Here is a 13,772-nt window from a genome sequence, read left to right as displayed (position 1 = left end):
GACCGGTTCCCTACGGGGTTTGATTCTCAGTTTAGTAGAGAGAGTGCGTGTGAAGTTGTGAGTGTTCGGGATGCTCCGCGCCCATGCCCTTTGACAGGCGCAGGACCGGGAGCGGAGCATCCCGAAAGAACGGGTTATTCGCCCTTGATCTTCTGGACGATCTCGTCGGCCACGGCCCTGGGGACCTCAGCGTAGGAGTGGAACTCCATCGAGTAAACCGCGCGGCCCGAAGTCTTCGAGCGCAGGTCGCCGATGTAGCCGAACATCTCGGACAGCGGAACCTGTGCACGGACGACCTTGACGCCAGCAGCGTCTTCCATCGACTGGATCGCGCCACGACGCGAGTTCAGGTCACCGATGACGTCGCCCATGTACTCCTCAGGAGTACGAACTTCAACAGCCATAAGCGGCTCAAGAAGCACAGGGCTAGCGCGACGAAGGGCTTCCTTGAAGCCCATCGAGCCGGCGATCTTGAACGCCATCTCCGAGGAGTCAACGTCGTGCGCTGCACCATCGGTGAGGGTCGCCTTGACGCCGACAATCGGGAAGCCGGCGAGCACGCCGACGTTCATTGCATCCTGGAAACCAGCATCGATGGAGCCGATGTACTCACGCGGGATGCGACCACCGGTGACGGCGTTCACGAACTCGTAAGTCTTCTCAGCATCCAGATCGAGGGGCTCGATGTTGAACTGGATCTTTGCGAACTGACCCGATCCACCCGTCTGCTTCTTGTGGGTGTAATCGTGCTTCTCGACGGTCTTCTTGATCGTCTCGCGGTAGGCCACCTGGGGCTTGCCGACGTTCGCCTCGACGTTGAACTCGCGCTTCATGCGATCCACGAGGATGTCGAGGTGCAGCTCGCCCATGCCCTTGATGGTCGTCTGACCAGTCTCGGGGTTGAGCTCGGTGCGGAAGGTCGGGTCCTCTTCAGCGAGCTTCTGGATGGCGACACCCAGCTTCTCCTGGTCGGCCTTGGTCTTCGGCTCGATGGCGACCTCGATGACAGGCTCAGGGAACGTCATCGACTCGAGGACGACCGGAGCTGCCGGGTCGGTCAGGGTGTCACCGGTGGTGGTGTCCTTCAGACCGATGACCGCGTAGATGTTACCCGCGGTAACTGCGGGAACCGGGATCTCCTTGTTGGCGTGCATCTGGAAGATCTTCCCGATGCGCTCCTTCTTGCCCTTGGTCGAGTTGATGACCGCAGAGCCAGAGTCAAGGTGACCCGAGTAGACACGGATGTAGGTGAGGCGACCGAAGAACGGGTGCACTGCAACCTTGAACGCCAGAGCCGAGAACGGGTCGTTCGCGTCAGGGTTGCGCTCGATGATCGTGTCGTAGTCCTTCGGGTCGTGTGCCTGAATGGCACCGACGTCGAGGGGGTTCGGCAGGTAATCGATGACAGCGTCAAGCATCGGCTGAACGCCGCGGTTCTTGAACGCAGAGCCACACAGAACCGGGTAGATCGCAGAAGACACGGTCAGCTTGCGGATCGCGCCCTTGATCTCGGGAACAGTGAGCTCTTCGCCACCGAAGAACTTCTCCAGGAGTGCGTCGTCGGTCTCGGCGACGGTCTCGAGCAGAAGCTGACGGTACTCAGCAGCCTTCTCCTTGAGGTCAGCAGGAATCTCCTGAACCTCGTAAGAAGCGCCCATGGTCACGTCACCCTTGGAGTCTCCAGCCCAGACGAGTGCACGCATCTCGACGAGGTCGATGACGCCGACGAAGTCGTTCTCAGCACCGATGGGGAGCTGAATGACGAGCGGCTTCGCGCCAAGGCGGTTGATGATGGTGTCGACGGTGAAGTAGAAGTCAGCGCCGAGCTTGTCCATCTTGTTGACGAAGCAGATACGCGGAACGTTGTACTTGTCAGCCTGACGCCACACGGTCTCGGACTGGGGCTCAACGCCCTCCTTGCCGTCGAAGACGGCGACAGCACCATCGAGGACGCGGAGCGAACGCTCCACCTCGACCGTGAAGTCCACGTGACCGGGGGTGTCGATGATGTTGATCTGGTTCTTGTCCCAGTAGCAGGTCACGGCGGCAGACGTGATCGTGATGCCGCGTTCCTTCTCCTGCTCCATCCAGTCAGTCGTCGAGGCGCCATCGTGCGTCTCGCCCAGCTTGTGGTTGACGCCCGTGTAGAACAGGATGCGCTCGGTCGTGGTGGTCTTGCCAGCATCGATGTGCGCCATGATGCCGATGTTGCGGACCTTGCTCAGGTCGGTGAGCACGTCTTGTGCCACAGGAGTGTCCTTTTCTATCTAGCAGTGCAACTGCGAAAGTTTGAGTGCCCGCCCCCGGCACGTGACCGGGGGCGGGACGATGCTGTTTACCAGCGGTAGTGAGCGAACGCGCGGTTCGACTCAGCCATCTTGTGAGTGTCTTCGCGGCGCTTGACCGCGGCACCCAGACCGTTCGAGGCATCCAGAATTTCGTTCTGGAGACGCTCGGTCATGGTCTTTTCACGACGGCCCTTGGCGTAGCTGACGAGCCAGCGCAGCGCGAGAGTGTTCGCACGGTGCGGCTTGACTTCGATCGGCACCTGGTAGGTCGAGCCACCAACGCGGCGGCTGCGAACCTCAAGGGTGGGGCGCACGTTGTCGAGCGCCTTCTTCAGTGTGGCGACAGCATCCTGGCTGTTCTTCGCCTCGACGCCACGGAGGGCGCCATAGACGATCGACTCAGCGAGCGACTTCTTGCCATCAACAAGAATCTTGTTGACAAGCGAGGTGACGATCGGAGCACCGTATACCGGGTCGTTGACGACGGGACGCTTCGGGGCGGGACCCTTACGAGGCATCTAACTCAACCCTTCTTCGCACCGTAGAGGCTACGAGCCTGCTTACGGTTCTTGACTGCCTGGGTGTCCAGGGCGCCACGGACGATCTTGTAACGCACACCGGGGAGGTCCTTGACACGACCACCGCGGACGAGCACCAAAGAGTGCTCCTGCAGGTTGTGTCCCTCACCGGGGATGTACGCCGTAACTTCAGCGCCGTTACGAAGCTTCACACGAGCGACCTTGCGCATCGCCGAGTTCGGCTTCTTCGGGGTGGTGGTGTAGACGCGGGTGCATACCCCGGCCTGCTGCGGGTTCGACTTCAGGGCGGGCGCCTTGGTCTTAGTGACCTTCGGCGAGCGTCCCTTGCGAACCAACTGCTGAATAGTTGGCACGTTCTCTCCTCATAGTGCTGCACGGTGACAGCGTGATGGGTTTCACCTCATGACCCACCGGCACGACGAAATCGCCGTGCTTTTGGTGTGGTGGGTATGCCGTGGGGGCGAACCGGTATGGACCGGAGCCCGTGTGCAGGCACGCCAAGACGTGCACACACCTGATCAAGTGTAATGCGGGGTAATGGGTGCGGTCAAATGGCGGGCGCGTTGGTGTGGTACGGGGGTGGTCGGGCGGGGGCTTCTCGGTCGTGAGAATTGAGTTGCCGTATGAGAAAGGTCGTGGGAACACCTGTCTCATGCGGCTGGGCCATTCTCGCGGCTGGGTCGGGCGGGGGCGGCTGGGTCGGGCGGGGAGCAGGAGTGCCTCGAGCAGAGTCAGCGCAGGTCGCGGATGCGGGCGCCGACCGTCGAGGCATCCTCACTGCGCCGTTCGTAGGTCACGGCGAGGATGAGGAGAACAGCGCCGATGACGGCGAGGGTGATCCACCACGGCATCGATTCAATGCCACGGCCGATCTGCACCGAGAAGACGAAGACGTTCTCGATCGGCAGCACGAGCATCCCGATGATGAAGGGCGCGGCCAGGCGGCGACCGGCGCCGACCATGATCGCGGCGAGCGCGAGCACCATGACCAGGATCGCCCGCCACGTCAGCGGGTCGGTGAACGTCGCCGCGATCGACGCGCTCATCATCACGATGAGGCCCGGCGCCAGCAGCGCCCATGAACCACTGCGACCGGCGGGCCAGTTGCTGAGCGTGCTGGCGGTGTCCCCCACGTGCCGTCGCATCCCGGAAATCCCGCCCAGCAGCAGGAACGCTCCGAGCAGCAGCGAGAACCACTCCACCCGCAGGTCGCGTGGACTCCACGCCACCACCGCCGTCACGAACGCAACAGCGAACAGGAACCACACCGGCGGCAGCGTCGTGCGCTCCGCCCGGACGGCTGCGGTGAGCATGAGGGCGAGGATGCCGATCATCAGCGCCCACATCATCCAGATCGATCCCCAGTCGCGTTCGATCGCGCACCAGGTTCCGGCGGCGAGCGCGAGCACGGCGGGTGCGAAGATCCAGCGCGTGGTGCGCAGACGCGACGTCGCACGCGCCGACGAGCGGATGCCACGGCCAGCAAAGACGAGAATGATCGCTGCGAGCGCGGACACCCCGAAGCACGCGAGGAACAGCGGCGCCCCGTGCAAGAAGTCAAGATCAGCCCCGACGCCCATCCGAATGCCCTGCACCGGGCCCGCAATCACCGCGAGGCCTGCGGCCGCGAGGGTGGCCGGCACGAGCATCCGCACTCGCGCGGTGCGCAGCCGTCGACCGAGGCGAGCGAACCCTGCCGCGATCGCGAGAAGCAGCGCACCGGCGGCCAGCAACGCGACTGCCCGCCATGGCACGTCCACTGCGGTATGGGCATCCGGCTCGACGAGAGCGAGTAGCGCGAGGCTCGGCAGCACGGCGACGCCGAGGCCCGTGGCGTAGAGGCCGCGCACTTCCACTCCGCGCGCGGCGAGGATGGCGGCGATCACGGCCGCCGCCAGCGCTGGCGGAAGCAGGTAGGCCTCAAGCAGGTCGACGCCGTTCATGGTCCACACGCACCAGAGCGCGCCGGTGAAGGCGGCTCCCGCCACCCACCAGCCGTAGCGACGGCGGGTGAATACAGCGCTGGCCGCGGCCCCGATGCCTAGAATCACGAGCACCAGGAAGGTCGTTCCGAGACCGGCGGCCTCTCGACCGAGCGCGAGCGCGGTGGCGATCACTCCGGTGAGCAGTGCGGATGCCTCGATTGCCACGCGCACGGCGGCCGCGGCATCCGCTCGCAGACCATTGCGACGCAGGGCGTCTCTGATCAGAGTGGTGCTCGGAAGCACGAGCGCGACGATCGCGGCGATGACCGGCAGCGTGACCGGCGAGGCGCTGATCGGGAGCACCTGGGCGCCGAGGCACACCACGACGACCGCGACGGTGGGCACCAGCATCCCGGCTGCGAGCGTGCGCAGGACGATGTTGAGGCCGGGGCGACGAGTGAGCAAAAGCGATAGGGCGAGGGCGAACATCAGGGCGGTCGACAGTGCGGTCCAGCCGCTGCGCTCGAAGATCACCTGCACAATTCCCGCGGCGAACGGCACCACCGTCACGACCAGTACGGCATACCAGTTGCGCGAGCCGACCTGAGGCAAGAAGGTCACCACGATTGCGCCGACGAGCCCAGCGGATGCCACCAGGCACAGCACCGCGATGCTGCCGAGCTCGGTCTGCGCGAGCGCCTGCCCGAGGCACACCAGCGCGTAGGCGAAGCCGACTCCGACATGCAGGAAGCGGATGCCGGCGGGCAACGCCATCGCCGCAAGCGCCAGGGCCGCGAGCACGCCGAGGCCGGAGAGCGGTGCAGACTGCGGGTCAAGCCAAGAGATGAGGACGCCGACCGCGATCGCCGTATGGATGCCGATGATCAGCACGACACGGTTCACCAGCGCGGTGTTGCGGATGCTCGGGATCGCCCTCATCGTGATCGCCGTGGCCGCCGCCGCGCCCAGCACGATGGCGAGGCGGGCGGGGAGCGGAAGGAGGTTGCTGCACGCCAGCGTGAGAATTGCGAGCGCAGCCGCGCCGATCGCGATGACGTCGGTGGCCGCCGCGAATGGGCGGAGTGTTTGGGTATCGCCCGGTCGCGGCTGGGCGTCGCGGTCGCGTGCGAGTCCGCCGAACAGGGCGATTCCGGCGGCGATTCCGACCATTCCGAGCACCGGCGCCCACCCTGACGGCTCGACCGACAGCAGAGGTCCGGTGCCGCGCACGACGTCGGTGAGGGCGTCGAGGGCGGATGTCGCGGCATACGCCAGCGGCATGAGTCCGATCAGCGCGACCACGATGATGCCACCGATCGCGAGGGCGGAACGCGCAATCGCTCGCGGCAGCGGCGACACCGAGATGAGGACGAACGCGAACGCCGCGACTGTCGGGAGAGCTGCGGGCAGCCACTCGCCTGCCACCTGAGCCACGGGCGAAGTGACCGCGAGCACGAGCGACGTGGTTGCTGCGGCCCCGGCGACGAGGCTCCACCAGTGGCGCAGCACGAGACGTGCGGTGACGACCGCGTGAATGGCGATGAGCGCGAGCACCAGGCTGACGCCGAGCATGATCGTGACGGTGCCGGCGAACCCGAAGGATCCGAACACCGCGAGGGGCACGGCGCTCAGCACCGCGGCCACCTGGATCACGCTGAGCGAGCGCTTCGCGATGCGCGGCCAGACTGCGATGAGTGCGGTGGTGAGGAGAGCGGTGCCGAGGTGTCCGAGGGCTGCGACATAGACCGCCCCGGTGGCGTACCCGAGCATCGCAGGAACGACGGCGATGCCGATCAGCGCGGCCCACGACCACACTCTGATCTTCGAGAGCCTGCCCGCGGCGAGCATCAGCCCGCTGGCGACCGACGTTGCGAGTGCCGCCAGCAGCCAGGTGGCGGCGGAGGTGCTGCCCAGTTGAGCGAAGGAGTACACGTCAAGCGCCACGAACACGAGCGCGAGCGCGCCGACCACTTCGGAGGAGAACTGCAGTCCGCGGCGTGCGAGCATCCATGCTCCGCCGAGGAAGACGAGCGTCACCAGCCCGACCACGACACTGCGGATGCCACGGTCAGACAGGTCGGGATTCAGGAAGGTGAAGATGAGCGCGGCGATCGCGAAGAGTCCGGCGCCGGCGATCGCGAGCACGGACTGAACCGTGGCGCTGCTGCGCGGGTGGGCTTGTGATTCGGGGTGCTGGGTGGGGGATGTGGGCGGAGTCGGTGGTGGGGATGTCGGGAGGGGTGCTGCGGTCGGGGGAACTTCCGCCTGCGTGGGCGCATCCGCCGGGGTTGGCGCATCCGCCAGCGCCGGAGCATCCGTCACTCGGGGGACGCGACTCAGCAGCACGTCGCGGGCGCGCAATGCGGCGGCCGCGGATATCGAGGCGTTCCACAGCTGGACGCCGAAGGCACCGCGAAGGTCCGCCCCGCAGTGGGCGCAGCATCCACCATTCAGATTGTCGGATGCACAGATGGGACAGACCGTGCTGTCCAGAAGTCGCTGGGCAACGTGCTCGCCCCAGCTGACCGTGTCGGTCGTTGTGCTCATCACTCCCCCGGTTCTGTGGTGATTTCGGTGTCGCTATCGGCATCTGCCGTCCAGCGCAGGATGTCGCCGGGCTGACACTCCAGCACACGGCAGATGGCCTCGAGTGTCGTGAAGCGCACGGCCTTGGCGCGTCCGTTCTTGAGCACTGCGACGTTCGCGGGTGTGATGCCGATGGCATCCGCAAATTCTTGGACGCTCATCTTCTTGCGCGCCAACTGCACGTCGAGGTCGATGACTATCGGCATCAGACGACCTCGGACAAGTCCTGCTCGAGCTCGAGCGCTTTACGCAGCAGTCCGCGCAGCACCACAACCAGCAGGGCGAGGGCCGCACTGACGACGATGCCGAGGATCGCCAGCAGAGTGAGCGACAGCGAGACTGCGCGGCTGGCGATGATCACGACGTACGAGGCTGCGATGAGCGCGCCAGCCGCGGCCAATGCCCAGAGAATGATGTCTACGTATCGGAAGGCGTCTGGGCTGAAGATCCGTTCGGCGCGCACCAGCGAGAGCAGCTGCCACACGCAGACCAGTGTGAGTTGCACCAGCGCCAGGAAGATGATGGCCGCGATGATGCCGGGGATCTTGAGCTGCGCAACGTCAGGATTGCGGATTGCTGTGATTCGCGCGACCTCGGGGATCACGAGGATCTGGCTCACCAAGAGGAGCCCGATCATCACGGCAATGAGTGTCTTCAGCACAGCGGTCACACGGGGTTGCATCAAACTACCTATCGATAAGCGGCCGGTATCTATCGAAAAACGATAGCCTGGGAGGCTGGGCGGCTCAAGCTGGTCGGCCGCTCTCACAGGGAATGCACGGGGTGCGGGGCGCCGACGATGACCCCGCCTCAACAGCAGCGACAACAACCCCACGCAGTATGCTGACGCACGTGATGTCGCACGCCACCAGGGTCGCCGTGCTCGGCCCGGTCGCGATCACGACGCCGGACGACCTGCACGTGAACCTCCCTGGGTCAACTTCCCGCGCGCTGATCGCTGCCCTCGCTCTCTCAGCCCCCGCGCCGCGCAGCATCGACGCACTCGCCGACGACCTCTGGGGCGACGATCTTCCCGGCAATCCCCGCGGATCCCTCCAGACCCTCGTATCCCGACTTCGCGCATCCGCGGGGGCTGACCTCATCCGCAGCGACACCGGCGGCTACGCGCTCTCGGTCCCCCTGAGTGCCATCGATCTGACCGCTGCCCGCACTCTCGATACCGAAGCCGCCGCACTCGATGAGGCAGACCCAGCCAGACTCGCCCTGCTGGATGAGGCGCTCGCCCTCTGGCGCGGCGAGCCAGGCGCAGACCTCGGACAGAGCCCGGTCGCCGCTGCCCTCGTCGACGCCGCATCCTCCGTGCGCAATCGAATCGAGGCATCCCGCGCGCGCACCCTGCTCGCCCTGGGACGAGCGGATGCCGCCGCGCTCGCGCTGACGGATCGCACGGCCGCACATCCATATGACGAGCCGCTTCACCTGCAGCTCATGACCGCACTCGCCGCCGATGATCGTCCGCAGGAAGCGCTCGCCGTCTTCGCCGCACTGCGCGAACGCCTGCGCGACGACCTCGGCACAGACCCAGGGCCTGCCGCAACGGCGCTGAACACGCAGATCCTGCAGGGCGAACGGACGCCCGGGGCCAGCAGGGTTCGTATCGGGCTGCGCGCTGAGCCGAACGCACTCATCGGTCGCGAGCAGGAACTGCGCGAGATCGCATCCCTGCTCGCCAGGGCGCGATTGGTCACACTGCTCGGCGCCGGAGGGCTCGGCAAGACACGTCTCGCGCAATCCGTCGCCGCAGCATCCGAAGCACCGGTCGTCGCAGTCGTGCAGCTCGCGAGCATCCGCACGGATGACGACCTCGCACCTGCCATCGGGGCCGCCCTCGGCATCAGCGAGGCACGCGCGGGCGGGCGACTGTCGGAGGTGCGCTCGCAGCCTGACCTCCGCTCCCGCGTCATCGCACTGCTGAGCGAGCGGCCCACGCTGCTCGTTCTCGACAACTGCGAACAGATCATCGACGGTGCAGCCGTTTGGGCAACCGACATGCTCGCATCGGTGCCGACACTGCGCATCTTGACCACAAGCCGAACACCCATCGCCATCGCCGGTGAGCTCGTGCATCCGGTCGCTCCTCTGAACACTGCCGCGGGTGCGGAGGGTGACGAGCCGGGACCTGCAGTGCGCCTCTTCTTGGAACGGGCGCGCGCGGTACGGCCGAACGCTGTGCTCGACATTGCTGCCGTGATCCGCCTGTGCGATCGACTGGACGGGCTGCCGCTCGCGATCGAGCTCGCCGCGGCGCGCGTGCGCACCATGACCGCAGAGCAGATCGAGCAGCGTCTGGAGAACCGGTTCGCACTCCTGCGCGGCGGTGATCGTTCTGCACCACAGCGCCACCGCACGCTGGAGGCAGTCATCGAGTGGAGCTGGGATCTGCTCGACCCAGACGCCCGCCACGCCCTCGCCGTGCTGTCGCTGCTGCCCGCAGGTTTCTCCACGGCGACTGCCGTCGGAGTGCTCGGTGCAGCGCAGGTGGACGACCTGCTCGATCGCCTCGTCGCCCAGTCGCTGCTCGTCGTCGTCGATGATTCGCTCACCTCCGGCATCCGCTTCCGCATGCTCGAAACCGTCCGCGAATTCGGCATCGCACGGCTCGCAACACACGACGACGAGGATGCCGCATGGAACGCGGTCCTGGCATGGGCCGCATCGTTCACCCGGATGCCGGGGGCGAGCCTCATCGGAGAACACGCTCCACTTCGGGCCGGGGCGTTCCGCGAAATCCGCGCCGAACACGACAATCTCGTCGCGGCCCTGCGTCACGCCATCGACGCTGAGAAAGGCGTTGACGCGCTTCTCATCGCCGCGACGCTCGCGCAATCCTGGGTCGTCCGCGGCAACTTCACAGAGCTCGGCGGATTCGCCCCACTGATCCTCGCCGCGATCAAGGACGTGCCAGATGACGCGGTACCCGTCGACACACTCGCGATGGTGCTGCTGCCGTGCGCGCTCTTCGCGCTGCTCACCGAGAACGCCGGCGCGTTACGTGCCATTGCGCGCATCCGGCGGTTGCGTCGGCGATCCACGAACCAGCTGAGCCCAGCATGGCGCGTCCTTGCTACGGCCAGCGATCTGTCATCTCGACCCGGTCAACTGCATGCCGCCCTCGAGGAAGCACGCACCGACGCCGACCCGTCGGCGCGTCTGGTGACCGAGATGCTCATCGCACAGTTCTCCGAGAATGACGGCGACGCGGCAACGGCTAACGCTGCGGCGCATCGTGCGTGGGCACTCGCCGTGCAATGCGAGCAGCCCTGGCTCGCTGCGATGGCCGCGAGTTCTGCCGCGCAGCTCGCGAGCCAGGCCGCGGAGCCTGCACGAGCACTGGTCTGGTTCGATCGTGCACGGCAAGGATTCGAAGAGTTCGGTGCTGAAGATGAACTCCGACAGCTCGACTGGACGCTCGGCGGAAGCCTCGTGGCGCTCGGTCGCTTCGACGAGGCCACCGCGCATTTCGAACTCCTGACCTCGCTTCGCGATTACACGCAGGAGGGCCTGGAATTCGCCGCGATCGGATGGTTCGGACTCGCTGAGGTCAGACGAGCCCGGGGAGATATCCCATCGGCAGTGTCGGCATATGAGCTGGCGCTGGAGGGATTCCGGTCGGTGGACCAGCGGGCATCGCCCTGGTTCACCATCGCGATGGCGGCGTACGTCTCGGCCATGTCGATGGACAGGGCCCTCCCCGCTGACGTGATCGCCCGCTGGGCACGCCGTCTGCGCACCAGAGTTCTCGCGATGCAGCGGATGCGCCCTGAACTCGGCGACAAGCCCATTCTCGGCGCCGCGCTCACGGGGTGGTCAGCGTGGGCGATGGACTTCCCGGATTTGCAGGCCGCGGCCGTGGAGGCGCTCGCGTTGGCCGAGGTGATGGGTGCGCGTCAGGATCTGCCGAGCTTGCACCTCTCGGCGCACCGTGATCGCGCCGTCGAGATCATCGGAGCGGATGCCGTGGCGGCCGCCCGTGCCGCAGCATCCGCCCTCCCGCTCGAAGAGCGCATTGACCGCACCGTCGCCATTCTCCAGACGCACTGACGCGCTCGCTGAGTACGGGGCGCCGCGGTGCCACGGTTTCGGGTCAGTTTTCGGAGGTGCGCGGTACGCAAACGAGGCGTGCACCGGCATCCGGGCACGCCTCGTTCATCTCGTTCGCCTGAGCGGTCAGGCCTTGCGCATGTACGCCCGGACGGTCAGCGGCGCGAAGATCGCGACGATGACCGCAGCGCCGAGCAGCGAGAGCCAGGCGTCACCGGTGAACGCACCATTGTTGACGATCTCCCGCACCGCGGTCACCAGGTGCGAGACCGGGTTGATGTTCACGAACCACTGCAGCCAGGTGGGCATCGTGTCGACCGGAACGAAGGCGTTGGAGAGGAACGTCAGCGGGAACAGCACGATCATCGAGATGCCCTGCACGCTGGATGCGGTGCGGGCGATGACGCCGAAGAAGGCGAAGATCCAGCTGATCGCCCAGGCGCACGTGATCACGAGGACACCAGCGCCGATGACGGCTCCGAGACCCGCCTCCGGTCGGAAGCCCATGATGTAACCCATCACGAAGGTGAGCGTGGTGGCGATCGCGTAGCGAATGGTGTCTGCGAGCAGCGCACCGGACAGCGGCGCGATGCGTGCGATCGGCAGAGAGCGGAATCGATCGAAAACACCCTTGTCCATGTCTTCGCGCAACTGCGTTCCGGTAACGACGGATGTCGTGATCACGGTCTGCACGAGGATGCCCGGGATGATCGTCGGCAGATAAGAGGCGACATCTCCTGAGATGGCCCCACCGAAGATGTAGGTGAACATCAGCGTGAAGATGATCGGCTGCAGGGTCACATCGAACAGCTGCTCCGGTGTGCGGCGAATCTTCACGAGTCCGCGATACGCCATCGTGAAGGTGTTCTGTAGCGTCTGCGTGATGCTCGTGTGGTTCTTCAGATTGCGCTCGATGGCGGGGACAATTCTGGTCGTGGCGATGGTGCTCATGCGTGCACCTCTTCTTTCTGTGTGGGCTGGTTCTGATCGCCGGCTTCGTGGCCGGTGATCGTGAGGAACACCTCGTCGAGCGTCGGCTTCTGCACGCTGAGTTCGGTGACGCGGATCCCGTCTTCGCGAAGGGCGATGAGCAGGTCGGCGATGCGATCGGCATCCGCCATCGGTGCGGTGATCCTGGATGCCTCTGGCGAGAGTGTCCCCATCACGCCGAGCACACGCTCAATGGCTTCCAGCGCGGCGCCCGTGTCGGCAGTCTCGGCGAGGCGCAGTTGAAGGCTGGAGGAACCGACGGATGCCTTGAGCTCATCGCTAGTGCCCTCGGCGACCACGCGGCCCTGGTCGATCACCGCGATGCGGTCGGCGAGTTGATCAGCCTCGTCGAGATACTGCGTGGTGAGCAGCACCGTCGAACCGGTCGCGACCAGGTCACGGATCGTGTCCCACATTTGGCCGCGCGTACGCGGGTCAAGGCCGGTGGTCGGCTCGTCGAGGAAGATCAACGGGGGCTGCGCGATGAGGGATGCCGCGAGGTCGAGGCGGCGACGCATCCCTCCGCTGAAGTTCTTCAGCGGTCTGCGCGCGGCTTCGCTCAGTCCGAACCGCTCGAGCAGTTCGACGCTCTTGGTGCGAGCTTCGGTGCGAGAGAGGCCGAGGAGCCGAGCGAAGATCATGAGGTTCTCGTTGGCGGAGAGGGTCTCGTCGACGGAGGCGAACTGTCCGGTCACTCCGATCAGCTGGCGAATGATCTGAGGCTCGCGCACGACGTCATGGCCGAAGACGCGGGCGGTGCCGGAGTCCGGACGCATGAGCGTTGCGAGCATGTTGATGGTGGTGGTCTTGCCGGCGCCGTTGGGCCCGAGCACGCCGTAGACGGTGCCGGTCTTCACGCGGAGATCGACGCCGTCGACCGCCCGGTTCTGGCCGAACGTCTTCACGAGCCCGGTGGCCTCGACGGCCCATTCTGATGTGAAATCTGTCATGTGGAAAGCATCCGCGTGCTCGCTTACACACCGCTGTCGCGGCGCTGACATGGGCTGTCTCGGCGCTGAAGAGGGCGGTCTCGGCGCTGAAGAGGGCGGCCGATCGAGAATTGGGTTGCTGCATGAGAAAGGTCTCAGGAACCCCTGTCCCATGCAACTAGGCCATTCTCGCGACTGGAACGGCGAGCGAGCCTGGGGCCTGGTGCCCGGCGCCCGGCGCCTGGTGCCCGGCGCCTGGTGCCCGGCGCCTGGTGCCCGGGCGGTCCGGCATCCGGGCGTGAGACACCATCCTGGGCGCGGAGCGACATGGAGCGCGTGAGACACCATTCCTACAGTGGTGTCTCACGCTGCGGCTGTCGCGGGATGCGGGAGATGGTGTCTCGACCAGACCCGGGCGCGGCGAACGAGATGCCGCGGCGGCGAGCCATCACG

9 protein-coding genes are annotated in these 13,772 nt (G+C 65.9%); 1 reads left to right on the top strand and 8 read right to left on the bottom strand.

Going from position 1 to position 13,772, the window contains the following annotated elements:
• Positions 1–134: 134 nt before the first annotated feature.
• The 6 genes from fusA to AC1C2O_RS16530 form a co-directional block, all read right to left on the bottom strand.
• Positions 135–2,249 (bottom strand): elongation factor G, encoded by a 2,115-nt coding sequence (fusA, locus tag AC1C2O_RS16555; protein ID WP_495431537.1) that lies wholly within the window; start codon positions 2,247–2,249, stop codon positions 135–137.
• 86 nt (positions 2,250–2,335) lie between these two features.
• The gene (gene rpsG / locus AC1C2O_RS16550) at positions 2,336–2,806 is read right to left on the bottom strand and encodes a 30S ribosomal protein S7 (protein ID WP_495431536.1); all 471 of its coding nucleotides are present in this window, start codon (positions 2,804–2,806) and stop codon (positions 2,336–2,338) included.
• A 5-nt stretch (positions 2,807–2,811) separates the two neighbouring features.
• Positions 2,812–3,180 carry a 30S ribosomal protein S12 gene (gene rpsL, locus AC1C2O_RS16545; RefSeq protein ID WP_439284754.1) on the bottom strand — a complete coding sequence of 123 codons (369 nt, stop codon included), beginning with the start codon at positions 3,178–3,180 and terminating at the stop codon, positions 2,812–2,814.
• Positions 3,181–3,558: 378 nt separating this feature from the next.
• A complete protein-coding gene (locus tag AC1C2O_RS16540; RefSeq protein WP_495431535.1) occupies positions 3,559–7,299 on the bottom strand; it encodes an SCO7613 C-terminal domain-containing membrane protein in 3,741 nt (1,246 codons plus the stop codon).
• Positions 7,299–7,544 (bottom strand): helix-turn-helix domain-containing protein, encoded by a 246-nt coding sequence (locus AC1C2O_RS16535; protein WP_495431534.1) that lies wholly within the window; start codon positions 7,542–7,544, stop codon positions 7,299–7,301. The genes AC1C2O_RS16540 and AC1C2O_RS16535 overlap by 1 nt, the downstream gene beginning before the upstream one ends.
• Entirely contained in the window at positions 7,544–8,008 is a 465-nt protein-coding gene (locus AC1C2O_RS16530) for a DUF2975 domain-containing protein (protein WP_495431533.1), read from the bottom strand. The genes AC1C2O_RS16535 and AC1C2O_RS16530 overlap by 1 nt, the downstream gene beginning before the upstream one ends.
• A gap of 185 nt (positions 8,009–8,193) precedes the next feature.
• On the opposite strand from AC1C2O_RS16530, the gene AC1C2O_RS16525 reads away from it, so the two are divergent.
• Positions 8,194–11,400 (top strand): ATP-binding protein, encoded by a 3,207-nt coding sequence (locus AC1C2O_RS16525; RefSeq protein WP_495431762.1) that lies wholly within the window; start codon positions 8,194–8,196, stop codon positions 11,398–11,400.
• Between the two features lie 126 nt (positions 11,401–11,526).
• Here AC1C2O_RS16525 and AC1C2O_RS16520 read toward each other — a convergent pair whose 3' ends face one another.
• On the bottom strand, positions 11,527–12,351 hold the full coding sequence (locus tag AC1C2O_RS16520; protein ID WP_495431532.1) for an ABC transporter permease: 825 nt from the start codon (positions 12,349–12,351) through the stop codon (positions 11,527–11,529).
• Positions 12,348–13,340: an ATP-binding cassette domain-containing protein gene (locus AC1C2O_RS16515; RefSeq protein WP_495431531.1), complete on the bottom strand. Its 993-nt coding sequence runs from the start codon at positions 13,338–13,340 to the stop codon at positions 12,348–12,350. The genes AC1C2O_RS16520 and AC1C2O_RS16515 overlap by 4 nt, the downstream gene beginning before the upstream one ends.
• Positions 13,341–13,772: the final 432 nt, after the last annotated feature.

The sequence above is a fragment of the Microbacterium sp. Y355 genome, assembly GCF_059445345.1.
The sequence above is the reverse complement of the archived record's forward strand: the minus strand, read 5'-3'. Positions and strand labels throughout refer to the sequence as shown.